This window comes from Streptomyces sp. DSM 116795, assembly GCF_055792905.1.
Map to the genome: position 1 here is coordinate 567,594 of NZ_CM147707.1, position 23,960 is coordinate 591,553.

Annotated in this window: 20 protein-coding genes; 13 read left to right on the forward strand and 7 right to left on the reverse strand. The window is 70.8% G+C overall.

The genetic code is table 11. The annotated features are described in order from the left end of the window. Positions 1 to 47: 47 nt before the first annotated feature. On the forward strand, positions 48 to 4,475 hold the full coding sequence (locus ACSMXX_RS02460) for a HAMP domain-containing protein (RefSeq protein ID WP_473182372.1): 4,428 nt from the start codon (positions 48 to 50) through the stop codon (positions 4,473 to 4,475). After that, on the forward strand, positions 4,472 to 5,188 hold the full coding sequence (locus ACSMXX_RS02465) for a response regulator (protein WP_473182373.1): 717 nt from the start codon (positions 4,472 to 4,474) through the stop codon (positions 5,186 to 5,188). Before ACSMXX_RS02460 ends, ACSMXX_RS02465 begins: the two co-directional genes overlap by 4 nt. Before the next feature lie 80 nt (positions 5,189 to 5,268). On the opposite strand, the gene ACSMXX_RS02470 is transcribed toward ACSMXX_RS02465, so the two are convergent. The 3 genes from ACSMXX_RS02470 to ACSMXX_RS02480 form a co-directional block, all read right to left on the reverse strand. Next, entirely contained in the window at positions 5,269 to 6,072 is an 804-nt protein-coding gene (locus tag ACSMXX_RS02470; RefSeq protein WP_473182374.1) for a class I SAM-dependent methyltransferase, read from the reverse strand. A gap of 153 nt (positions 6,073 to 6,225) precedes the next feature. Next, positions 6,226 to 7,602: an MFS transporter gene (locus ACSMXX_RS02475; RefSeq protein ID WP_473182375.1), complete on the reverse strand. Its 1,377-nt coding sequence runs from the start codon at positions 7,600 to 7,602 to the stop codon at positions 6,226 to 6,228. A gap of 137 nt (positions 7,603 to 7,739) precedes the next feature. Beyond that, entirely contained in the window at positions 7,740 to 8,402 is a 663-nt protein-coding gene (locus tag ACSMXX_RS02480; RefSeq protein WP_473182376.1) for a TetR family transcriptional regulator, read from the reverse strand. A gap of 138 nt (positions 8,403 to 8,540) precedes the next feature. Here ACSMXX_RS02480 and aroQ point away from each other — a divergent pair, with 138 nt between their 5' ends. Further along, positions 8,541 to 9,017, forward strand: a complete 477-nt coding sequence (aroQ, locus tag ACSMXX_RS02485; protein ID WP_473182377.1) for a type II 3-dehydroquinate dehydratase — start codon at positions 8,541 to 8,543, stop codon at positions 9,015 to 9,017. After that, positions 9,014 to 9,922, forward strand: coding sequence for a shikimate dehydrogenase (locus tag ACSMXX_RS02490; RefSeq protein WP_473182378.1), 909 nt, complete (start codon positions 9,014 to 9,016; stop codon positions 9,920 to 9,922). The genes aroQ and ACSMXX_RS02490 overlap by 4 nt, the downstream gene beginning before the upstream one ends. 90 nt (positions 9,923 to 10,012) lie before the next feature. Here ACSMXX_RS02490 and ACSMXX_RS02495 read toward each other — a convergent pair whose 3' ends face one another. Together ACSMXX_RS02495 and ACSMXX_RS02500 are read right to left on the reverse strand one after the other, a co-directional pair. After that, entirely contained in the window at positions 10,013 to 10,243 is a 231-nt protein-coding gene (locus ACSMXX_RS02495) for a hypothetical protein (protein WP_473182379.1), read from the reverse strand. Positions 10,244 to 10,386: 143 nt separating this feature from the next. Continuing rightward, complete coding sequence (locus ACSMXX_RS02500; RefSeq protein ID WP_473182380.1) at positions 10,387 to 12,531, reverse strand: amylo-alpha-1,6-glucosidase; 2,145 nt, start codon at positions 12,529 to 12,531, stop codon at positions 10,387 to 10,389. A gap of 143 nt (positions 12,532 to 12,674) precedes the next feature. Between ACSMXX_RS02500 and ACSMXX_RS02505 the strand changes: the two genes are divergently transcribed. The 4 genes from ACSMXX_RS02505 (at position 12,675) to ACSMXX_RS02520 (ending at position 17,125) form a co-directional block, all read left to right on the forward strand. Beyond that, a complete protein-coding gene (locus ACSMXX_RS02505; RefSeq protein WP_473182381.1) occupies positions 12,675 to 13,730 on the forward strand; it encodes a LacI family DNA-binding transcriptional regulator in 1,056 nt (351 codons plus the stop codon). 72 nt (positions 13,731 to 13,802) lie between these two features. Next, positions 13,803 to 15,050: a sugar ABC transporter substrate-binding protein gene (locus ACSMXX_RS02510; protein WP_473182382.1), complete on the forward strand. Its 1,248-nt coding sequence runs from the start codon at positions 13,803 to 13,805 to the stop codon at positions 15,048 to 15,050. 7 nt (positions 15,051 to 15,057) lie between these two features. Continuing rightward, on the forward strand, positions 15,058 to 16,242 hold the full coding sequence (locus ACSMXX_RS02515; RefSeq protein ID WP_473182383.1) for a carbohydrate ABC transporter permease: 1,185 nt from the start codon (positions 15,058 to 15,060) through the stop codon (positions 16,240 to 16,242). After that, positions 16,229 to 17,125 (forward strand): carbohydrate ABC transporter permease, encoded by an 897-nt coding sequence (locus ACSMXX_RS02520; protein WP_473182384.1) that lies wholly within the window; start codon positions 16,229 to 16,231, stop codon positions 17,123 to 17,125. Before ACSMXX_RS02515 ends, ACSMXX_RS02520 begins: the two co-directional genes overlap by 14 nt. 121 nt (positions 17,126 to 17,246) lie before the next feature. Here the strand turns inward: ACSMXX_RS02520 and ACSMXX_RS02525 are convergent, their stop codons facing one another. Both ACSMXX_RS02525 and ACSMXX_RS02530 read right to left on the reverse strand, forming a co-directional pair. Continuing rightward, on the reverse strand, positions 17,247 to 17,843 hold the full coding sequence (locus ACSMXX_RS02525; protein ID WP_473182385.1) for an NlpC/P60 family protein: 597 nt from the start codon (positions 17,841 to 17,843) through the stop codon (positions 17,247 to 17,249). 273 nt (positions 17,844 to 18,116) lie between these two features. Then, positions 18,117 to 19,061: an SDR family NAD(P)-dependent oxidoreductase gene (locus ACSMXX_RS02530; RefSeq protein ID WP_473182386.1), complete on the reverse strand. Its 945-nt coding sequence runs from the start codon at positions 19,059 to 19,061 to the stop codon at positions 18,117 to 18,119. A 329-nt stretch (positions 19,062 to 19,390) separates the two neighbouring features. Between ACSMXX_RS02530 and ACSMXX_RS02535 the strand changes: the two genes are divergently transcribed. The 5 genes from ACSMXX_RS02535 (at position 19,391) to ssuE (ending at position 23,924) form a co-directional block, all read left to right on the forward strand. Continuing rightward, positions 19,391 to 19,954: a hypothetical protein gene (locus tag ACSMXX_RS02535; RefSeq protein WP_473182387.1), complete on the forward strand. Its 564-nt coding sequence runs from the start codon at positions 19,391 to 19,393 to the stop codon at positions 19,952 to 19,954. Between the two features lie 161 nt (positions 19,955 to 20,115). Beyond that, positions 20,116 to 20,196: a putative leader peptide gene (locus ACSMXX_RS02540; RefSeq protein WP_343070933.1), complete on the forward strand. Its 81-nt coding sequence runs from the start codon at positions 20,116 to 20,118 to the stop codon at positions 20,194 to 20,196. Positions 20,197 to 20,561: 365 nt separating this feature from the next. Further along, entirely contained in the window at positions 20,562 to 21,710 is a 1,149-nt protein-coding gene (locus ACSMXX_RS02545) for an LLM class flavin-dependent oxidoreductase (RefSeq protein ID WP_473184597.1), read from the forward strand. Continuing rightward, the gene (locus ACSMXX_RS02550) at positions 21,707 to 23,269 is read left to right on the forward strand and encodes an MFS transporter (RefSeq protein ID WP_473182388.1); all 1,563 of its coding nucleotides are present in this window, start codon (positions 21,707 to 21,709) and stop codon (positions 23,267 to 23,269) included. The genes ACSMXX_RS02545 and ACSMXX_RS02550 overlap by 4 nt, the downstream gene beginning before the upstream one ends. 73 nt (positions 23,270 to 23,342) lie before the next feature. Next, positions 23,343 to 23,924 carry an NADPH-dependent FMN reductase gene (ssuE, locus tag ACSMXX_RS02555; protein ID WP_473182389.1) on the forward strand — a complete coding sequence of 194 codons (582 nt, stop codon included), beginning with the start codon at positions 23,343 to 23,345 and terminating at the stop codon, positions 23,922 to 23,924. The last annotated feature ends 36 nt before the right edge of the window (positions 23,925 to 23,960 follow it).

Consider the following 23,960-nt stretch of genomic DNA (forward strand, 5'->3'; position numbering starts at 1 on the left):
TACAATAGGATAAAGCTACACATCCAGGATGCTTGGGATGGGATGCCATGGACGACCCCCAGGGCCGGTCGGTGCGCGAGGCTGAGCTGCGTCCCCTGCTGGGAGCCATGCGGTCACTGAGCGACGGCGACTTCTCGGTGCGCGCGGCGACAGACAGCGAGGGAGTGCTGGGCGAGATCGCCGGGGCGTTCAATCAGATAGCCGCGCGGAACGAGCACCTGGCAGGGGAGCTGCGCCGGGTCCGCCGCCAGGTGGCCAAGGAGGGCCGGCTCGACGAGCGGATCTCGCCGAGTCCCGGCCAGGGTGCCTGGGCGGCCGGCGTCGACGAGACGAACCAGCTGATCGAGGCTTTGTCAGAACCGGTGATGAAGACGACGCGAGTGCTGGAAGCCGTGGCGGACGGCGACCTCTCCCAGCACCTGGAGCGCTTCGAGGGCACCCACCACGTGACCAAGGGGGAACTGGGCCGTCTGGACAACGGCCTGAACCGTCTCGTGGATGAGTTGTCCAAGTTCACCGGAGAGGTCACGCGGGTCGCCCGCGAGGTCGGCACCGAAGGCAACCTCGGCGGACGCGCGGAGGTGGGCGAGCTCTCCGGCGACTGGCGGCGGGTGACCGAAGCCATCAACACCATGGCCGAGCGGCTCACCGATCAGGTGCGCGACATCGCCGGTGTGACGACGGCGGTCGCCCGCGGCGACCTGACGCAGAAGGTGATGGTCGAGACCTCGGGCGAGCTGCTGGAGCTGAAGCTCACCGTGAACACGATGGTCGACCAGCTCTCCGCTTTCGCCGACGAAGTCACCCGCGTCGCACGCGAAGTCGGCACCGAAGGCAACCTCGGCGGTCAGGCCGAGGTAAGGGGACTCTCGGGGGCCTGGCGGGACCTGACCGACAACGTCAACCTCATGGCGTCCAACCTCACTTCGCAGGTACGCAACATCGCCCAGGTCTCCGCCGCCGTCGCACAGGGCGATCTCAGCAAGAAGATCACCGTCGACGCCAAGGGCGAGATCCTCCAGCTCATGGGCACGGTGAACACGACCGTCGATCAGCTCTCCGCCTTCGCCGACGAAGTCACCCGCGTCGCACGCGAAGTCGGCACCGAAGGCAACCTCGGCGGTCAGGCCGAGGTGCGGGGCGTCTCGGGTGTTTGGCGGGACCTGACGGACAACGTCAACCTCATGGCGTCCAACCTGACTTCGCAGGTACGCAGCATCGCCCAGGTCGCAACGGCCGTCGCCGACGGCGACCTCAGCCAGAAGATCACCGTCGACGCCAAGGGCGAGATCCTCCAGCTGAAGACCACTCTCAACACGATGGTCGACCAGCTCTCCGCCTTCGCCGACGAAGTCACCCGCGTCGCACGCGAAGTCGGCACCGAAGGCAATCTGGGCCGGCAGGCGCAGGTGCGGGACATCTCCGGCGTCTGGGAGGACCTGACCGACAGCGTCAACTCCATGGCGCTGAACCTGACTTCGCAGGTACGCAGCATCGCCCAGGTGACCACGGCCGTCGCCAACGGAGACCTCTCGAAGAAGATCGACGTCGACGCACGCGGCGAGATCCTGGAACTGAAGGACACCGTCAACACGATGGTCAGCCAGCTGCGCGCGTTCTCGGACGAGGTCACGCGCGTCGCCCGCGACGTCGGCACCGAGGGCAACCTCGGCGGCCGCGCACAGGTCCACGGTGTCTCCGGCGTGTGGAAGGACCTCACCGACAACGTCAACTTCATGACGACGAACCTGACTTCGCAGGTGCGCAACATCGCCCAGGTCGCCACAGCGGTCGCCAACGGAGACCTCTCCAAGAAGATCGACGTCGACGCACGCGGCGAGTTCCTGGAGCTGAAGACCACCCTCAACACCATGGTCGACACGCTCTCCTCCTTCTCCGCCGAGGTCACCCGCGTCGCACGCGAGGTGGGCAGCGAAGGGCAGCTCGGCGGACAGGCCCGCGTCGACGGCGTCTACGGCACCTGGAAGGGCCTCACGACCAGCGTCAACGAACTCGCCGGGAACCTGACCACCCAGGTCCGCGCGATCGCCGAGGTCGCCAGCGCCGTCACCCAGGGCGACATGTCGCGCTCCATCGCCGTCGACGCCCGCGGCGAGGTCGCCGAGCTCAAGGACAACATCAACGTGATGGTGGCCAACCTGCGCGAGACCACCCGTACCAAGGACTGGCTGGAGTCCAACCTCACCCGCATCGCGGGCCTGATGCAGGGCCAGCGCGATCTCGTCGAGGTCGCCGACCTGATCCTGCGCGAGCTGACGCCGCTGGTCAACGCGCAGGCCGGGGCCTTCTTCCTGGTCGGCTCGGGCGGAAGGCCGGGCGAGGAGCTGGAGTTCATCGCCGGCTACGGCACCAGCGGGGGCGACGACACCAGCGCACCCGACTCCCCGCTGCGCGGGCTGCTCGCCCAGGCGGTCTCGGAGAAGAAGCGCATCCTCATCGAGGACGCACCGCCGGACTACGTGAGGGTGGAGTCCGGGCTGGGTGCCGCACCCGCGGCGAACATCCTCATCCTGCCGATCCTCTTCGAGGACAGGGCACTCGGAGTGATCGAGGTGGCCTCGTTCAGCAAGTTCAACGAGGTCTACCTGACCTTCATCGACCAGTTCGTGCACACCATCGGCGTCTCGATCAACACCATCCTGGCCAACGCCCGTACGGAGGTGCTGCTCTCGGAGTCCCAGCGGCTGACGAAGGAGCTGCGGCAGCGCTCGGACGAACTGCAGCGCACCAACGTCGAACTGGAGGAGAAGGCCAGGCTCCTCGCCACGTCCTCCCAGTACAAGTCGGAGTTCCTGGCGAACATGTCGCACGAGCTGCGTACGCCGCTGAACTCGCTGCTGATCCTGGCGCGGCTGCTCGCCGACAACCCCGACGGCCGGCTCTCCGATCAGGAGGTGGACTTCGCCACCACGATCTACCGCTCGGGCTCGGACCTGCTGCAGCTCATCAACGACATCCTGGACCTGTCCAAGGTCGAAGCCGGACGGATGGACGTACGGCCGCGGAAGCTGCCGCTGACGAAGCTGATGGACTACGTGCACGCGACGTTCCGTCCGATGACCATCGACCGCGGGCTGGGCTTCGAGATCGCCGTCGGCGAGAACGTGCCGCGCGAGCTGTACTCCGACGAGCAGCGCATCCAGCAGGTGCTGCGCAACCTGCTCTCCAACGCCGTGAAGTTCACCTCCAGCGGAGGGATCGAACTGCGCGTGGAGAGGGTCACGTGCACGGAGTTCAACGAGCCCACGCTGCGGGAGGCGGAGACCGTGCTCGCCTTCTCCGTGAAGGACACCGGCAGCGGCATCCCCCCGGACAAGCTCGCGGTCATCTTCGAGGCGTTCCAGCAGTCCGACGGCACCACGAACCGCCGCTACGGCGGCACCGGCCTCGGCCTGTCCATCAGCCGCGAGATCGCCGGCCTGCTGGGCGGCCGTATCGACGTCGCGAGCGAGGAGGGCGTGGGCTCGCGCTTCACGCTCTACATCCCGGCGGTCTACCCGGGCAGCGTTCCCTCCGCCGCCCCGGTGCCCGCCACGTCCACCCCCGGCGTCGCCGGCCCCGACTCGGGAACGGGCGCCGCCATCGCGCCGGCACCACCGCCGCCGCCCGCCGCGCTGCCCGAGCCGGAGCCGCTCGGGCCCGCGGGCGCCGCCACGACCGCGGAACCCTCGGCGCCGGCGGCACCGGCCGAGCCCACTCCCGCGGCGTGGCCGGAGGCCTCGGAGTCCGCGCCCGCGCCGTCCGCACAGTCACCGCAGGTCGAGCCGGTGGGCCCCGAGCGGGCGGCGGAAGCCGAGCCGCGTACCACGGCCGAAGGCCACGAGGACGCCTGGCCGGAGACGACGCAGCTCAAACAGTGGCTGAGCGGCACGCGGGGCCAGGTCCTCGCCGGCACGCACGTGCTCATCGTCGACGACGACATCCGCAACGTCTTCGCGCTCACCCACGTCCTCGGACGAGTCGGCATCTCCGTGAAGTACGCCGAGAACGGCCGCGAAGGTCTCGACGTGCTGGACCGTTCCCCCGAGGTGTCGATGGTCCTGATGGACATCATGATGCCGGAGATGAACGGGTACGAGGCGATCCGGACCATCCGGCACACACCGCGCCTGGCGGGCCTGCCCGTCATCGCGCTCACCGCCAAGGCCATGTCCGGCGACAGCAAGAAGGCCCTCGACAGCGGGGCCGACGTGTACGTCGCCAAGCCGGTCGACCTGGACGAGCTGCTGCAGTCCATGTACGACCTGCTCACCCAGGGCGGCAGCGCGAAGGCCGGTGAGGAAGGCGACGGTGCGGCACCCGAGACGGGCGCGCCCGCACAGCCCGGACCCGCACAGCCCGGACCCGGTGAACCGCACACCACCGCTTCGCCGGACGGCAGCGGGGGCCATGAGCATCACAGCGGTCCGCCCGGGGACGACGCGGAAGCCGAGCCGCCGGGGCGTACGACATGAGTGCCCCGCTTCCCGACAGGTCGAGCATCCTCATCGTCGACGACATGGAGGAGAACCTCATCGCGCTGGAGGCCGTACTCGGGCCCCTGGACCAGCAGTTGGTCACCGCGCGCTCGGGTGAGGACGCGCTGAAGGCGATGCTCCGGCAGGACTTCGCGGTCGTGCTGCTGGACGTACTGATGCCCGGCATGGACGGCTTCGAGACCGCGAGCAACATCAAACGTCTCGACCAGACCAAGGACGTGCCGATCATCCTGCTGACCGGCACCGACGTGGACGCCGACTACGCCTACCGCGGCTATGCGCTGGGCGCGGCCGACTTCCTCTCCAAACCCATCGACCCGTGGGTGCTGCGCACGAAGGTCAACGTCTTCCTCGACCTGGACCGCAAGAACCGGCAACTCGCCGTCCAGGCCGAACAGTTGCGCCGCCTCCTGGTCGCCGAGCACTCACCCCGCTCCGGCGGCGCCCCGGGCGGCGTGGCCGCGGCGGAGGGGCCGCTGGAGGGAACCTGGTCCGGTACGGGGCGGGGGGACGGAATGGGGGCCGGCAAGGGCGGCGCGGAGCAGCTCGCGGAGATCACCGAACGGCTCGTGCAGATCGAGATGATGCTGCGCGAGCGTGAGACGTCCGAGGAGCCCGAACTCTCCGACCGCATCGCAGAGTTGGAGAAAGCCGTGCGCCGGCTGGGCGCGGGTGAGAGCGCCGCCTGAGGTGGCTCCCGCTCCGCGGGAAGGTGGCTGCCGCTCCCGCGGGCCGCATCTGCTTCCAAGGGCGGGCGATCGCGGTCACGTCATGGACGGCGTCCCCACGCCGAGATCATCGGCGCCGTGGCCAGGTCGAGGCCTCCGGCCGCCACGTTCCCGAGGTGACGGTCGATCTCCTCGTCGGTGGCAAGCCCTTCCGCGACCAGGCCGCGGCGGATCTGCTGCACGGTGGCCGTCTCCAGGACGGCACAGGCCGGGGCGGTGATCGGGAAGTAGGCGTCGGCGCGCACGTCGTCCAGACCGGCCTCGCGCAGCAGCCTGGGCAGGGTACGCCCGTACGCGAGGTCCACGCCGCGCGCAGCCATCAGGGTGCGGAAGCCGGAGCGCAGCCGGTTGGCGAGCTGCTGCCCGGGACCCGAGTCCTCCGGACACAGCAGAGGCTGCAACGCGGGGTCGGCCTCTTCCAGCAGCAGCCGGCCGCCGGGCTTCAGCGCCCGCACCATGTGGCGCAGCGCCTCGGCGCGGTCGGTCACGTGCAGCAGGACGAGGCGCGCGTGCACGAGGTCGAAGCCGCCGGGCGGCGGCGGATCGGCCGCCACGTCGTGGCACAGCACCTCGACCACGTCACCGGCGACCTCCCGGGTCCAGGACACGTCGATGTCGGTGGCGACCACCCTCCCGGCGGGGCCGACGCGCTCCGCCAGGCCGAGGGGTACGGACGCTCCCCCGGCGCCGACCTCCCAGCACCGCATGCCGGCGGTGATCCCGATCTCGTCGACGTGCCGGAAGGTCACCGGGTCGAGCAGCTCGCCGAGAGCGCCGAAGCGGGTGCCTGCTTCCGGCTGCCGGTTGTCCAGGAGGTAGCCGTGACCGGTGTCGTTGGTCGCCATGGACCGATTCTGGCGGACGGAGTCCACCGGCGTCCGGCGGTCGGGCCCTGCCGGAATCCTCAGCCGTCGTGCCCTCCGGGGACCGCGTCCCCGGAGGGCACCAGGAGGCCTGTCCCGGGTCCCGGGAACGGGACCCGGGACCGGGGACCGCTGTCAGGCGCGCTCGGCCGTTCGCTGCGGCACGTCCCCCGCCGGCCCTCCGGCGCTCCGGTCCGCGGGAACCCCGAGCTCTTCGGTGGGGACGTGCGCGGTCTCCCGGGCGAAGACCGCGGCCAGCACGGGCGGCGCGCACAGCGCCGCGGTGAACAGCGCGACGCCGACCCAGCCGTCACCCCCGGGCCCGGCGATGGCGGCGGCGAACGTCACGGCGAAGCCGGAGATGGCGAAGCCGATCTGCGTGCCGACGGCCATGCCCGAGAGCCGTACGGACGCCGGGAACATCTCACCGTAGAAGGAAGGCCACACGCCGTTGGCTGCGCTGTAGACGACGCCGAAGCAGAGGATCCCGGTCAGGAGCGTCAGTGGGAAGTTGCCGGTGGAGATCGCCCACAGATACACGAACATCGTCACCGCGCTGCCCGCCGCCCCCGCGAGGAAGACCGGCCTGCGGCCGATCCTGTCGGACAGCCGCGCCCACAGGGGAATGGCCCCCAGCGCGGCCAGATTGGCGAGCGCACCGACCCACAGCATTCCGGAACGGTCCATGCCGACCGAGTCGCTCGTCGCGTACGACAGCGCCCAGACCGTGAAGATGGTGCTGACGGAGGCGACCAGGGCACCGCTGACGACCCGCAGCACCGCCGGCCAGTGTCCGCGCACCAGCGTCACCAGCGGCAGCTTCGTTACCTCGCCGGCAGCCTCCAGCTTCGTGAACACGGGCGTCTCGTGCAGGGTCCGCCGGATGAAGTACCCGATGAAGGCCACCACGGCGCTCAGCAGGAACGGGATGCGCCATCCCCAGCTGAGCATCTGCTCCTCCGGAAGCGCCGCCACGGGAATGAAGGCCAGGGTCGCCAGGAGCTGTCCGGCCTGGGTCCCGCCCAGCGTGAAGCTGGTGAACCAGCCGCGCCTGTCCGGTGGCGCGTGTTCCAGGCTCATCGAGTTGGCGCTGGCCTGCTCGCCGGCGGCCGACAGGCCCTGCATGACGCGCAGCAGCACCAGCAGGGCCGGTGCGGCCGCGCCGATCTGGCCGCGCGTGGGCAGACAGCCGATGAGGAAGGTCGCCACACCCATCAGGAGCAGCGTGAAGAGCATGATCTTCTTCCGTCCCAAGCGGTCCCCGATGTGCCCGAGCAGCAGGGCGCCCAGGGGGCGGACGGCGTAGGCGACGCCGAAGGTGGCCAGGGAGAGCAGGGTGGCGTCGGCCGGGTCCGAGTCGTCGAAGAAGATCTCCGGGAAGATCAGCGCGGCGGCGCTGCCGTAGATGAAGAAGTCGTAGTACTCCAGTGCGCTGCCGACCGCGGCAGCTATGGCGGCCTTGCGTGGCTGTGCCGGTGCGGCGGCAGAGCCGGACTCGTTGTCGGCGGTCACGGCGTGCTCCTTCGGGGCGTCCTCGCGGCTCCTAATTAACCCACCAGATAGTTAATAGTGGGTGGCTACGGATGCTGCGACCGCATTCCGCTTGTGTCAAGGGGCCGGGAACGGGCTTTCTTCGCCGCGTCCGGGGTTCAGCCCTTCTCACTCCTCGTCAGATATGCGATCACCATGTCCGCGAGCATCGTCCGGTAGTGCTCGCGGCGGCCCGCCTCCAGCAGGTCGCGATCGAAGAGAGCCCGGAAGGTGTCGCGGTTGGCGACGCGGAAGAAGCAGAAGGAGCTGATCATCGCGTGCAGGTCCACGGCGTCGACGTCGGCCGTGAAGACCCCCTGGGCACGGCCGGCGTCGAGGATGCGCCGGATGACGTCGATCGCGGGCGAGCTGAGCCGGCGCAGTTCCTCCGAGCCGGAGATGTGCTCCGCCCCGTAGACGTTCTCGATGCTGACGAGCTGGATGAAGTCCGGGTGCGCCTCGTGGTGGTCGAAGGTGACCGCGGCGAGGCGGCGGATGGCCGCGGCCGGGTCCAGATGCTCGACGTCCAGCTTCTGTTCGGCTTCGCGGATGACGGAGTACGCGCGCTCCAGCACCGCGGTGAACAGCTGCTCCTTGCCGCCGAAGTAGTAGTAGATCATCCGCTTCGTGGTGCGCGTACGGGCGGCGATCTCGTCGACACGGGCTCCCGCGTAGCCGGCGCGGGCGAATTCCTGGGTGGCGGCGTCCATGATCTCGGCCCGGGTACGGGCGGCGTCACGTACGCGTCCGGCAGGCTGTGCCGGGTCTTCCGCGGTGGTCATCCGGCTCCTCGGCGGGGGTCGCTGCAGTCCAGCGATTGTAGGGCGCGCTCCGGCGGGCCCGTCCTGCCGGGACTTCACAGCGGAGCACGCGCTTGATATGACTAACGAACCAGTTCGTACATTGATGGGAAGCGACAGATGCCGCACTCCTCCGGCGGGCCCGGGCCCCACGAGATCCCCGTGCTCGTGCTCAACGGCCCGAATCTCAATCTCCTCGGCCTGCGTGAGCCCGACATCTACGGCAAGGAGACCCTCGCCGGCATCGAGGAGCTCTGCCGTGAGACGGCGGCGGCACACGGGCTGCGGGCGGACTGCCGGCAGAGCAACCACGAGGGCGCCCTCATCGACGCCGTTCACGAGGCCCGCACGGAGCACCGCGCGATCGTGATCAACCCCGCGGGCTACAGCCACACCTCCGTGGCGCTGCGCGACGCGCTCGCGGCAGTGGAGCTGCCGGTCGTCGAGGTGCATCTCTCCAACATCCACAAGCGGGAGGCGTTCCGCCACCACAGCTACGTCTCCGCCGTCGCCGACACCGTGATCTGCGGCGCCGGCGCCCACGGGTACGCCCTGGCGCTGGCCCACGCGGCCACGCTCGTGCGGGAGAAGCGGTGAGCGCGGAGCGGACCTACCTCGTCGGGCTCGTCGGCACCGGCATCGGCCCCTCACTCAGCCCCGCCCTGCACGAGCGGGAAGCCGAGCGGCTGGGGCTGCGCTACGTGTACCGGCTCGTCGACCTCGACAGCACAGGCGTGTCTCCGGGGCCGCCAGGCCCAGGGGAAGCCGCCCCCGAGCGTACGGGCACTCTCGTACGCGCGGCCGGTGAACTGGGCTTCGACGGGCTGAACATCACCCATCCCTGCAAGCAGGCCGTCCTCCCCCATCTCGACGAACTCGCGCCCCAGGCGGAGGCGCTCGGCGCCGTCAACACGGTGGTCTTCGACGGCGGCCGCGCCATCGGGCACAACACCGACGTCACCGGCTTCGCGGCCTCCTTCGCGCGCGGACTGCCGGACGCCGGGATCGAGGAGGTCGTGCTGCTCGGAGCCGGGGGCGCCGGGGCGGCCGTCGCACACGCGATGCTCGGGCTCGGCACCGGGCACCTCACGATCGTCGACGCCGAGGCCGAACGCGCGGCCGGCCTCGCGGAGTCGCTGACCCGCCACTTCGGCGCGGGGCGTGCGACGACGGCCGAACTCCGGGAGACGGGTGCCCTGTTGGCTCGCGCGGACGGCCTGGTGCACGCCACCCCCACCGGGATGGCGGCGCACCCCGGGCTGCCCGTACCGGCCGGCACACTGCACCCGGGGCTGTGGGTCGCCGAAGTCGTCTACCGGCCGCTGGAGACCGAGTTGACCCGCGCGGCGCGCGCCGGTGGCTGCCGCGTGCTCGACGGCGGAGGCATGGCCGTGTTCCAAGCGGCCGACGCGCTGCGCCTGTTCACCGGGCTGGAGCCCGACAGCCTGCGCATGCTCGCCGACTTCGCGGATCTCGCGGGGGCACCCGGCGCACATCTCTGACGGGCCGGCCGCGACCGCTGTCAAGTGCGGGCGGAAACCCGCCGGTTCAGGCCCATCGCCCGTTGTGCCGCGCTGTCACCTGTCGCGCTGTCACCTGTCGCGCTGACGCAGGTACGGGGCCGTGGAGACGGCCCTCATGTCGCGCCCGGCTCGGGTCCGGCGCCGGCCCTCGCGCCACTCGGCGCTCGCGGCCGCCTCGATGCGCATCCCGTCGGGGCTGAGGGCGGCGCCACGCCGACGGCGTTCCCGCCGGACCAGCGCCCACGCCAACAGCCCGATGATCAGCAGCAGTACGGCGCCGAGGACGAGAACGAACATCATCAAGACCCCCCCCCGTTGTCCGTTTGGACCTCCACCATCACCTCTGCAGGGGTACGTGCGCCAGAGGACGCGGAGGTTCCAGGACCGGGGTCCCAGAGCGGGCCGAGGTCCCAGGGCCCGGGGTTCCGGGACCCCGGGGCCCCTCACCGCTCCTGCGGCGCCGCGTCCGTCTCCACCGTCACGGAGCCCTCGGGCAGTCCGGTCACCCGCGGCGTACCGTCCGCGTCGACCGTCACGTCGAACTCCCGCTCCCCCAGGCGCAGTCCGCTCGCCCGCAGCGGCAGATACCGGCCCGCCATGCGCGGACGTACGGTGAGCCGGCCGCCCGGCGCGTCCGCCTCAAGCCCGAGCACCGCCTGGAGCACCGCCACCGACGACGTGGCGGACCACGCCTGCGGCCGGCACGCCGCCGGATACGGAGCGGGCCGGCTGTCGGTGCGCGCGCCGTGACCGGCGAAGAGTTCCGGCAGCCGGCCGTCGAAGGAGGCCGAGGCGCGCACGAGTCCGGCGGCCAGCGACTCCGCGGCGGCGAAGTGCCCGTCGCGTACGAGCCCCTGGACGGCGATCGCCGTGTCGTGCGGCCACACCGTCCCGATGTGGTAGCCGAGAGGGCTGAAACCGCCGGAGCCGGCAGCGAGCGTACGCAGCCCGAAGCCGGAGTCGAGGGGCTCACCGGCCAGGCGCCCGGCGACGAGGCGGCTCTCCTCCTCGTCCAGCAGGCCGGTCCCCAGCAGATGGCCGATGTTGGAAGTCAGCGCGTCCAGCGGCTTCTTGTCGCTGCCCAGCGCAATGGCCGGGTAGGGGCCGTCGGCGTCCTCGACCCAGAACCGCTCGCGGAAGCGGCGCCTGAGCCCCTGCGCCCACTCCTCCCAGCGGTCCGCGCCCGGGCGGCCGAAGGCGCGCAGCAACGCGGCGGCGGCAACGGCTGCTTCGTGTGCGTACGCCTGCACCTCGCAGAGCGCGACGGGCGGTTCGGCGAGGCTGCCGTCGCGGCGGCGCACCGCGTCGCCCGAGTCCTTCCAGCCCTGGTTGGCCAGCCCGCGCCCGGTGCTGTCGACGTACTCCAGGAACCCGTCGCCGTCGGCGTCGCCGTGCTCCTCCATCCATGTGAGCGCCGACTCGGCGTGCGGCAGGAGGCATTCGACCTCCTCGGCGGGCATGCCCCAGCGCCATGCGTCGTGCAGCAGCGTCACCCACAGCGGGGTGGCGTCCACGGTGCCGTAGTAGCAGGGCGGTACGGACAGTCCGTCGCCGAAGTGCAGTCCGTCGCGGCGTATTTCGTGCAGGATCTTGCCGGGCTGCTCCTCGGTCGCCGGGTCGTTCGCGGCGCCCTGACGGCGTGCCAGCGTACGCAGCGTGCCCGCGGCGAGTTCGGTGCCCAGCGGCAGCAGCATGCGGGCGGCCCAGATCGAGTCCCGCCCGAAGAGGGTGAGGAACCAGGGGGCGCCGGCCGCGAGGAAGGTGTCGTTCTCGTCCAGCGGGTCGGCGAGCAGCAGCGCTCCGAGGTCGGAGCGGGAGCGCGCGAACCAGTGGTCGAGTCCGCGGTCGGCCGTGGTGAGAGCGGCACCGGAGGCGAGCGCGGCGCGTGTGCGGGGAGCGGCCGGCCGGAACGCGTCACCCTTGTCGTCCTCGACGGTGCAGCTCAGGGTGGCCTGCCAGCGCTCCCCGGGGCCGAGTTCGACGCTGTAGCGCAGCTCGGCGGCGTCGGCGGGTGCCTGCCCGGCGGCGTCCGGTGCGGGTGTGCACGCGAGCCGCGCCGTCAGCTCCCCGTCGCTCCAGGTCAGCCCGTCCGGCTCGACGGCGGGGGCGACGACGGGGACGGTGCGCCCGGACTTGACGGTCTCCAGGGAGGCGAGGTCGCTCGCGGCGCGCAGCGTGAGCCGCACGCACACTGAGGTCAGCCCGGCGTTGTGGAGGGTGAGCGTCTCGCTCAACTCGCCCGGTTCGACGGAGCGGCGGCGCTCCAGGGTGACGGCGGGGTCCGGGCTGTGCTCGGCGAGCCCGCGCAGCACCGTACGGAACGAGGCACGCCCGGCGCTGTCGGGCCCGCCGCTGATGGGCGCGTTGGGAACGTCTTCGGCGAGGGCTGTCAGGAATGACAGGCCCCTGCGGTCGCCGTGGTAGAAGCCGTCGCAGCCGTCGGTGATCTGACCGTCCGGGCGGGAGACCGCCATGCTCGGCGCGCAGAGCGTGACGCAGGCGTCGTGCAGGAACGGCTGGAGTTCCGCGGGCGGTGCGGGCGCGCTCCTCGTGCCGTTGCCGTCATGAGTCTTGACAGTTGTCTCCACGTGGGCGCAACCTCTCAGCCATTGGATCGATCAAAAAAGACCCTAGCAAAGAGGTCAAGGGCCCAAATTGCCCTCTTTGCACGGGAGATCGTCCATCTTCGCTCACCTTTGTCCGCCGCCGCTCGCTCCCGGGAGCTCACGTCATGCCGCCAGGCCCCGACCCGTCGCCGCCCGTGCCCGCCCAGGGCTCGGGTTCCGTGACGATGGCGATGGTCGCGCGACGGGCGGGAGTCTCGACGCAGACGGTCTCGAACGCACTGAACACCCCGGAACTGCTGCGGCCGGAGACCCTGGAGCGCGTACGCCGCGCCGTGGACGAGATGGGCTACCGCCCGCACCGCGCGGCCCGTTCACTCCGTACGCGTGCCAGCCGGCTCATCGGCTTCGGCATCGAGCCGGCCGGCCCCGGCAACCTCGTGCTCGACCGCTTCCTGCACGCCCTGTCGGAGACCGCGGACGCCGCCGGATACCGGCTGCTGCTGTTCGCCGCGGCCTCCGGGCAGCGCGAACTGTCCTCGTACGAAGAGCTGCTGGGCGAACACGGCGTCGACGCGTTCGTGCTGAGCAACACGCGGCACGGCGACCCACGCCAGGCGTGGCTGGAGGAACGCGGCATCCCCTTCGTCGCTTTCGGCCGGATGTGGTCGGGGCACGACGTCGGCGACTGGGTCGACGTCGACGGCGCCGCCGGCACCGCCTCCGCGGTGGAGCGGCTGGTGTCCGAGGGGCACGGGCGCATCGGCTTCCTCGGCTGGCCGCCGGGTTCCGGTTCCGGCGACGACCGCGCCGAGGGCTGGCAGCGGACGCTGCGCGCACACGGTCTGGAGGCGCCCGGACTGCGTGCCGAGAGCGTCGAGGACGTCGGAGCCGCGGCCCGCGCCGTCCAGCCGCTGCTCGACGCCGGTGTGACGGCGGTGGTCGCCGCCAGCGACACGCTCGCCCTGGGCTGCTACCGGGCGGTCTCCAACGCGGGCTGGACCCCCGGTCGCGAGGTGTCCGTCGTGGGCTTCGACGACTCCTCGGTCGCGCCGCTCCTCTCCCCCGGCCTCGCCAGCGTCGCGCAGCCGCTCGGCGACGTGGGCCGCGAGGCGATGCGTCTGCTGCTGGCCCGCATGTCCGATCCCGCGAAACCTCCCGAACGGGTGCTGCTGCCGCCCGCTCTCGTCGTACGAGCAAGCCTCGGTGCCGCTTCCGGCTGAAGGCGGCCGCTGCGCGGTCCGCCCGTCCCCACCGTCCCGAATCCCTCGCATCAACTCCCCCAGGAGGCCCGCATGTTCCGTCGCTCCACCGTGGCAGTCACCGCATGCGCGGTGCTGGCCACCACCGCGACAGCCTGTTCGTCCGGGTTCGACAAGAACAAGAACGGACCCGAGCAGGACACCGGCAAGAAGCAGTCGCTGCGCGTGCTGATCGGCACCTCCGGTGACGCCGAGACCCAGGCCGTCAAGAAGGCGACGGCCGCCTGGGAGAAGAAGTCCGGCAACAAGGTCAACGTGCAGCTCGCCAAGGACATCGACCAGCAGCTCGCCCAGGCGTTCGCCGGCAACAGCCCGCCGGACGCTTTCTACGTCAACTCCGACCAGTTCGCCAACTATGCGAAGGGCGGCTCGCTGTACCCGTACGGCGACAAGATCCCGGACGCGAAGGACTTCGAACCTCAGCTGCGCAAGGCGTTCACCTACGAGGGCAAGCTGATGTGCCTGCCCAAGGACTCCTCGACGCTGGGTCTGGCCATCGACACCGACAAGTGGAAGCAGGCCGGGCTGACTTCGAAGGACTACCCGACCACGTGGGACGAGCTTGAGAAGGTCGCCGACAAGCTCACATCGGGCAAGACGACAGGGCTGGTCACGACCAACGAGTACCAGCGGCTCGGTGTGTTCATGAAGCAGGCCGGCGGCTGGATAACCAACTCCGACGAGTCGAAGATGACCGCGGACAGCAAGGAGAACGCCGAAGGCCTCGGCTTCGCCAAGAAAATGCTGCGCTCCGGCTCGATGAAGTTCGCCAAGCAGGTGGACACGGGCTGGGCAGGCGAGGCGCTCGGCAAGGGCAAGGCAGCCATGATCATCGAGGGCAACTGGCTCGACGGCGGGATGAAGGCGGACTTCCCCGACGTCGAGTACAAGGTGGTCCCGCTGCCCGCCGGCCCCGCAGGCAAGGGCACGCTCGCCTTCAGCAACTGCTGGGGCGTGGCCCAGGAGAGCACCCACCGCGAGGCCGCGGTCGACCTGGTCCGCCATCTGACGTCAGCGAAGGAGCAGTTGGCCTCCTCCGACGCCATCGGCGTCATGCCGTCACGTACGAGCGTGTTGAAGACCTTCGCGAAGGAGCACCCGGAGTCGAAGGCATGGGTCGAGGGGAACTCCTACGCGCAGAGCCCGGTGACCGTGCCCGGGTTCACGAAGGTCGCAGACCAGTTCAACGCCGACCTTCAGGGGCTGCGTACGGGATCACCCGCCGACATCCTCTCCACGCTCCAGCGCAACGGCGAGCAGGCCATCAAGAAGGGCGACTGACGGCCCCATGTCCACCGTGTCCACCTCTGTAACCGAGCGCCCGGAGCCGCCGCCCCTCAAGCGGCGGCCCGGCCGCCCCGGGCGCTCCCGTACGACCCGCGGACGTGAGGGACTGTGGGGCTGGCTGTTCGTCTCCCCCATGGTCGTCGGCCTGGGGCTGTTCATGGCGCTGCCCATCCTGATGGCCGCGTGGGTCAGTCTGCTGAACTGGGACGGGCAGTCCAACCCGTTCACTCCGGACGCCGACTTCGTCGGGCTCGGCAACTACCGCAGCCTGCTCGCCGAGGAGGGGCTCGCGCAGTCGCTGCTCGCGACGTCGCTGCGCAACAACGTGTACTACGTGCTGCTGACCGTCCCGCTTCAGACGGCGCTGTCCCTCACCCTGGCGATCATCGTCAACCAGCGCATGCTGCGCGGCCGCAGCATGCTCCGGACCACCTTCTACTTCCCCTCCGTCACCAGCTCGATCGCCGTGGCCACGGTCTTCCTCTTCCTCTTCCAGGGCAGCGGCGCCGTCAACCGGATGCTGAGCTGGATCGGGATCAAGGGCCCGAACTGGTTCCAGGATTCGCGCGGCGTCCTGTGGGTGCTGCTCGACGCGCTGGGGATCGTCGACGGCCGCCCCGGCGGGGCGCTCGGCGAGCACCGCCTCATGGGGCTTCCCTGGGTGGAGTGGCTCGCCGGGCCCTCGGTGGCCATGTGCACGCTCATCCTGCTTGCCGTATGGACGACTTCGGGCACCTTCATGCTCATCTTCCTCGCGGCGCTCCAGAACATCCCCCGCGAACTGGAGGAGGCGGCGGCCCTCGACGGGGCGGGCCGCCGCCATGTGCTGCGCCATGTGTATCTTCCGGCGCTGCGTCCGGTGCTGTTCCTGGTGACGACACTCGGTCTGATCGCCACCTGGCAGGTCTTCGACCAGGTGTACGTGATGGGCCAGGGCGAGCCCGCCAACAGCACCCTCACGCCCGCTTTTCTGTCCTACTCCTACGGGTTCGACAACGCGGAGTTCGGACAGGGCGCCGCCATCTCGTTCATCCTGCTCGGGATCGTCCTGGTGATGACGGGAATTCAGCGCTTCCTGCTGCGCGAGCGCGGTGTGCGGGGGCAGTTGAGGCAGCGTCTCGCCACGGCCGCCGCCCGGCAGCCCGGTGCCGGCGAGGGTAAGGAGGCGCACCGTGCGCACGACTGAGAAGCCGCTCTCCACGGACGAACGGCCCGTACTGGCGCGGTTCCCGCGGCCCGCCCGGCTGGCCGGCTACGCGCTGCTGCTCGGCTTCGCACTGCTCTACGCGCTGCCGTTCCTGGTGCAGCTGTCGACGAGTTTCAAGACCGACCCCGAGGCCGCGTCATACCCCCTGTCGCTGCTGCCCCAGTCCCCCACCACGGCCGTCTTCGACAAGCTCAGCGGCTCCGGCGAGGCCGGCAGTGTGCCGTTCATGCGGTGGCTGGGCAACAGCACCCTGGTGACGGTCGTGGTGACGCTGGGCCGCGTCCTGTTCGACTCGGCGGCGGGCTACGCGCTGGCCAGGCTGCGCTTCCGCGGCCGTGCCGTGCTCACCATCCTGCTCATCGCGGTGATGGCCGTACCCCCGGTCGTGCTGCTCATCCCGAAGTTCCTGGTCCTCAACACGCTGGGAATCTTCGACAGTTACACCGGGATGATCGTGCCGCTGCTCTTCGACGCGGCCGGGATCTTCATCATGAAGCAGTTCTTCGAGTCCATCCCGCGGGAGGTCGAGGAGGCGGCGCGGATCGACGGCGCGGGCGTGGCCCGGATCTTCTGGTACGTGGTGCTTCCGATGTCGCGGCCCGCGCTGATCACCGTCACCCTGCTGTCGTTCCAGGGCTCGTGGAACGAGTTCACGCACTTCCTGGTGTCGACGCAGTCCAGCGACTACGAGACGCTCACCACCGGTCTGGCGCGGTTCGTCTCCGGCGGCCTGGGTCAGGGCACGCAGTATCCGCTGAAGCTGGGTGCGGCTCTGCTGTCGACGATTCCGGTGGCGGTGCTCTTCTTCTGCTTCCAGCGCCACTTCATCCGCGGGGCGAACGCCGGCTCCGTGAAGGAGTGAGCCGCGACGGAGTGAGCAGTGAAGGAATGAGCGCTCCGGCGCGACGCGGAGCGCTCCCGCCCACGAGAGGAAGGGCGGGAGCGCTCCGTCGTACGGGACGGGCCGTGCGGCCCGAACCCTCTCAGTCCGTCAGGTTGTTCGGACGGTAGGCCTTGTACTCGCTGCCGGAATCCAGGCCGTAGTCCAGCACCCGGTGGTCCGTGCCGTGGCCGCCGCGCTGCTCGAACGCCGAGTAGGCGGTGTGCGAGCCGTCGGTCCACTTCTCGAAGATCACCACGTGGCGCGTGGTGTTGGAGCCGTCGGCGTCGATGAGCAGGTCACCGGGCTTCAGGTCACCCACGTTGATCGGGGTGGTCAGATCCCGGTTGCCCGCCAACTCGACGGTGTTCGGTCCGGACTTCCACAGGCCCAGCGTCATCGAGACGTAGCCGGAGCAGTCCTGCCGGTACCCGTCGGACCAGACCTCGGTCTGGCTGTAGGGAACCTGCGCGCCGTTGTCGGCGGTCAGCCAGGTGGCCGCGCGCTCCAGCATCTGCGCCCGCGTGATCGCATCGGCCTTGGCCGACTTCTCACTCTTGGCCGCGACCTGGGCGGGCTTCTCGGCGGGGGTCGCCGTCGCGGACGACGGCAGTACCGCGAAGCCCAGAACGGCGGCACTGCCGGCCGCCACGGCGGCAAGCGAGACGCGTGCGCGCCGGCTGAGGGACGTCAGAGTCATTCCGCTCCTCATGGTGGGGGGAGGATGTTTCAGGGCACGTCGTTCGCACCCTCGCCCGGGCCATCGGCCCGAAGCAGCCACATCCTGGAACCGCCCTCCTCGGGAACACCGCCCCCGTGTACGGACCTTCACCCGATGATCACAAGCGGAATCGGGCCTCGCGGAGAAGTGCGACGTGTGCCTGCACGCAGCCCCCGCGGATTCCGCAGGTGCGCCCATTGAAGGTGAAGGGCCGTCAGTGCAGGCGAGCGCGGTGGCCGCCGCCTGCCCCCTTCAGGCCGTCAGGGTCTCGACGGAGACCTGCCACAGCCGCGCAGCCGCTTCGGGATCGGCGGCGTGCGGAGCCACGCCCCGCCCGGAGCCCGGCTCGTGCAGCGGCGCCTCGTTGCAGTCCTCGAAGTACCGGCCGCCGACGCCCTCCAGCAGCGAAGACGTGGCGAGGAGCACCGACGTGGCCGCGCCCTGTCCGGGCGTCTTCCACGCCCCGGCCCCGCCGCCGGCCTCGGCGCGGACCTTCTCCAGCTCCTCCTCGGTGACGTGGCGCTGCAGACGGGTGCGAATGGTGCCCGGCGTCAGGGAGTTGACGGCGATGCCGTCGCTCTCCCAGCGCTCCCACGCGGCGACGGCGAAGAGGGCGTTGGCCGTCTTGGACTGCGCATACGCGATCCACGGATCGTATGCACGTCTGCGGAAGTGGATGTCCTCGAAGACGACCGGTGAACGCAGGTGTGAGCTGGAGCTGACCGACACGACGCGTGCACCGCCAGCCGCCGCCAGCGCACGGTGCAGCCCCACGGCGAGCGCGAAGTGACCCAGATGGTTGGTGGCGAACTGCTGCTCCCAGCCCTCGGACGTATGCACCTCGGGCGACGCCATCACCCCGGCGTTGTTGACCAGGATGTCCAGCGGGCCCTCCCACGCGGCCAGGAACCCCGCGACGGACCTGCGGTCTGCCAGGTCGAGCCGGGCGACGCGGATCTGTTCGCTGCCGGTGGCGGCGGCCAGCTCCGCGGCCGTGCGCCGCCCCGCCTCCGTGTCCCGTACGGCGAGGGTCACCTGCGCACCCGCACCGGCCAGCGCGCGGACGGTCTCCGCGCCGATGCCGGAGGAGCCGCCGGTGACGACGGCCCGCCGTCCGGTCAGGTCGATGCCGCCGATGACCTCTTCGGCGGTGGAGTCGGCGGTGAAGGGGGTGCTGATGGGGGCGGTGTCGGTCATGGTCTTCCCGTCTCGCGTGGCGGTCCGGAGCGGGAGGCGCCCGGCGTGGAGCGGAAGGCCGGAAACCTCCTCCACCCCCACTTCACCGGAGCACTCCGCGATCATCAAACGGGCCTGTACTCCGACCGGGCGAACGCGCACCTGGACGGATCACCACAGGTGGCAGCCGCCCGGGGGCCGCGCGGGCGGCGCAGCCGCGAATTGACAGCGCACCGCCGGGTGCGAGCCTGGGAGGAGCAGGTGCCCGGGGCCTCTCGCTCGGATCTTGCCGGGCTCGCGGCCTGATCCGGACGACAGACCCTCACCTCGTCCCCCGACGGGAGCCCTCCATGACACGTGCCGCGAACACCGCGACCGGCTTCGCCACCGGGCCCGACGAGGCCGCGGCAGCCGGCTTCGCCGGACCGATGACGGAACCGCTGGCCATTTACCTCAACGACCATCTCCTCGGGGCGACCAGCGGCAGTGAGCTCGCGCGCCGCGTCGCCAAGCGGCACGCCATGTCGCCGGCGGGGGCGCCGCTCCTCCGCGTCGCCGACGAGATCGCGCAGGACCGGGCCGCGCTGCTGCGGATCATGCACGGCCTCGGCGTACCCGTGCGCCGCTACAAGACGGCAGCCGGGTGGCTGCTGGAGAAGGCGGGCAGGGCCAAGACCAACGGATTCCTCGTACGCAGGGCACCGCTGAGCAGCGTCCTCGAACTGGAGGCGCTGCGCGTGGGAGTGGAGGGCAAGAGGCTGATGTGGCAGGCGCTGCGCGCTCTTGAGGGACCGCGGTCGGCCGTCCTCGACGAGGAGCAGCTCACAGAGCTTCTCCGCCGTGCGCGCGAGCAGGGCGGGACCCTCGAAGAGCTGCAACTCAAGGCCGCCACAGGCGTCCTGGACGCCGGCTGAGGGCGCCGCCGCATCGCCCGCACACGGACCGCCACGCGGACCGCCACGCCCTGGAGGCTGGCTCCTCATCGCTTCCCCCGTGCGTGCCATCCGTCTCACCTGCTGAAACGTCAACCGCTAGGGGTTGAACCGGGTGGGGTGGCTCCCAGAGAATGCGGAACATGACAGCTGCCGCCGGACTCCTCGTGGAACGCCTCCACGTCGACCTGTGCCGCCAGTCCAGCGCGACCTGTAACAGCTGACTCTCCGGCAGGGCTTCTCCCGCCCGCCGTCCCCACGTTCGCCTCGCGGCCTGATCCTCCGGGCTGGTCTTCCGCGGCTGAACACAGCTCACACTCCCGTGCCGTGCGACGGGTTCGCGTCATGCGCGCCCGGGTGCCGTCCACGGTGCAGCCGTGCGTCCCTGTGCCTCGGCCCGTACCCCGGGCGGGGATTCGCCCTGCGCTGCCCGCTGCCCGCTGCCCGCTGCCCGCTGCCGCAGCGTCCTTCGAACTGTCCTTCCTTCCCTGGAGTCTCCGTGTCTTCCTCGCCTTCGTCTTCCTCGCCTTCCTCGCCTTCCTCGTCTTCCTCCGCTTCCGAGCCGTCCGTCTCGCCGCCGTCGGCACCGCTGACGTTCCACTGGTTCCTGCCGACCACGGGCGACAGCCGCCACGTCGTCGGCGGCGGTCACGGATCCACGCCCGGGGCGGCCGGCGGCCACCGTCCCGCGTCCGTCGAGTACCTCGGCCAGATCGCCCGTACCGCCGAGCAGTTGGGCTTCTCCGGCGCGCTCACCCCGACCGGGGCGTGGTGCGAGGACGCGTGGATCACCACCGCGATGCTCACGCAGGTGACCGAGCGGCTGAAGTTCCTCGTCGCCTTCCGGCCGGGGCAGATCTCCCCGACCCTCTCCGCCCACATGGCCGCGACCTACCAGCGCCAGTCGCACGGCCGGCTGCTCCTCAACGTCGTCACCGGCGGGGAGTCGGCCGAGCAGCGTGCCTACGGCGACTTCCTCGGAAAGGACGAACGCTACGCGCGCACGGGCGAGTTCCTCGACATCGTGCGCCGCCTGTGGGCCGGGGAGAAGGTCGACCACCACGGCGAGCATCTGCACGTCGAGGGCGCGGAGTTGAGCCGTCTTCCGGAACCGGCACCGAGGGTGTACTTCGGCGGCTCCTCCCCCGCGGCGGGCGAAATCGCCGCCCGGCACACGGATGTGTACCTCACTTGGGGCGAGCCGCCGCAGCAGGTGAAGCAGAAGATCGACTGGGTGCGTTCGCTCGCCGCCGCGCAGGGACGCGACGTGCGCTTCGGCATACGCCTGCACACCATCAGCCGTGACACCTCCGCACAGGCCTGGGCGGAGGCGGACCGCCTTCTGGCAGGGATGGACCCGGAACGCATCAAGGCCGTACAAGAAGGCCTGGCCGCAAGCGAGTCGGAGGGCCAGCGGCGGATGCGTGAACTGCACGGCAGCGGCACCAGCGACCGCGACGGGCTGGAGATCTACCCCAACCTGTGGGCCGGTGTAGGGCTGGTGCGCGGCGGCGCCGGCACGGCGCTGGTGGGCAGTCACGCCGAGGTCGCGGACCTCATCGAGGAGTACCACCGCCTCGGCATCGAGGAGTTCGTCCTCTCCGGTGTCCCGCACCTGGAAGAGGCGTACTGGTTCGGCGAGGGCGTACTGCCCCTGCTGCGGCAGCGCGGACTGTGGCAGCACCCGGACGGTGCCCGTACGGCCGAGGCGGGCATCGTCCCGTTCGCGGGCCGGTGAGCGCGGAACAGCCGGCGAGCCCGGCCTCCACCGCTCCCACGGAAACCGGGGAGTCCCCCGGATCCACCGAACCCACCGAACCCACTGCATCCGTCGAACCCACCGAACTCACGGAATCCCCCGAACCCACAGAGCCCCGCAAGCTCAGGACGGTCGTGCTCTCCAGCCTCCTGGGCACGACGGTCGAGTGGTACGACTTCTTCCTCTACAGCACCGCCGCCGGACTGGTCTTCGGCGAACTGTTCTTCCCCACGACGAACGGCACGGTCGGCACGATGCTGTCGTTCGCGACCTTCGCCGTGGGCTTCCTCGCACGACCCGTCGGCGGCCTGCTCTTCGGGCACATCGGCGACCGCATCGGACGCAAACGCACCCTCGCCTTCACGATGAGCCTGATGGGCGTCTCGACCGCGCTGATCGGCCTGCTCCCGACGTACGAGCAGGTCGGCGTCCTCGCTCCCGCGCTGCTGCTGGTCCTGCGGGTCGCCCAGGGTGTGGCGCTGGGCGGCGAGTGGGCCGGCGCGGTGCTGCTGGCAGTGGAGTTCGGACCGAAGGGCCGCAAGGGGCGCTTCGGCAGCTATCCGCAGATCGGGCTGGCGCTCGGACTCGCCCTGGGCACGGGCGCGTTCGCGCTGCTGAACAACGTGCTCAGCGACGAGGCGTTCCTCGGATACGGGTGGCGCGTGGCGTTCCTCGTGTCGCTGGTGCTCGTGGCCGTCGGCCTGACCGTACGGCTGAAGATCGACGAGACGCCCGCCTTCCTCGCCGTGCGGCGGCTGCGGGAACTACCGCAGTCGGCCCCGCTGGTGGCGCTGCTGCGTGAGCGTCCGTCCCGGCGTCATGTCGGGCTGGGCATGCTGGCCCGCTGGGGCGAGGGGGCGGCCTTCAACACGTGGGCCGTCTTCGCCCTCACCTACGCGACGGCGACGCTGAAGCTGGACCGCACCGCGGTGCTGCTGGCTGTCACAGCGGCGGCGGTCGTGATGGCGGTGGTGATACCGATATCGGGTGCGCTCACGGACCGTCAGGGCGCGCGCCGCGTCTACTTCGCGGGCATGGGCCTCTTCGCGCTGTCCGTCTTCCCCGCCTTCTGGGTCTTCTCCTTCGGCGGGCCCTGGGGGTTCGCGGCAGTGCTCGTGGTGACGCTCGGGCTGGTGCACGCCTACTTCTACGGAGCCCAAGGCACCCTGTTCGCCGCGCTGTTCGCGACGCAGGTGCGCTACACCGGCATGTCGTTCGTCTACCAGATGTCCGGCATCTTCGCCTCGGGCATCACGCCGCTGATCATGACCGCGCTGCTGGCTCTCGGCGACGGCGCTCCCTGGGCGGCGTGCGGCTATCTGGCGCTGACGGCGCTCGTGAGCATGTGGGCGACTTCGCGGCTGCGCGAGCGGGACCTGTACGTGGTCACCGGCGGCGGCCCACGCGGCGGGAATCCCGCCCCCGGCGAGCCCAACGAGCCCGAGTCCGGTGAGCCCGAGGCCGAACAGCCCGGCGAGCCCGGCGAGACGGCCGGGGCGCAGCGGTCGCGGGACGCGCCCGCCCCGCTGTCCGGCTGACAGGGCCCGTGGCCCGCCCGCCCGCGTCCCGCCCGCATCCCGCACGCTTTCCGAGCTTCCAAGGAGAACCGCAATGCCCGGCATCCTGACCATCTCCGGCAGTCCGTCCGCCCGTTCACGCACCTCCTCGCTGGTGCGTCACGTCGGCGACCTGCTCACGGCCGAAGGCCACGACGTACGGCATCTCGCCGTACGCGACCTGCCTCCCGAACCACTGCTCGCGGGGAACGCCGCACATCCTGCGATCCGGGAGGCCGTCGAGGCGATCGACCGGGCCGACGCCCTCGTCGTCGGCACCCCCGTCTACAAGGCCGCCTACAGCGGGCTGCTGAAGACTCTGCTCGATCTGCTGCCGCAGTTCGCCCTGGCCGGGAAGACGGTGCTGCCGCTGGCGACCGGCGGCAGCTCCGCGCACGTACTGGCGATCGACTACGCCCTGCGGCCGGTCCTCACCTCGCTCGGTACGGACAACGTGCTGCGCGGCTGGTTCGTGCTCGACCGGCACGTCTCACCGGAGGCGGAGGGCGCCGGAGTCGTCGCCGCGGAGGCGGCGGACGGCGTGGCGGAGACGGCCGCGCGTCTCGTGGACAGCCTCGCTGCGGTGACCCCGGCGCCGGCCGGCACGGCCCCTCGCGGACTCGCCCCGGCGGTCTGAACGGCGGGGGCGATCCGCGAAGGGCGCGAGGGCGAG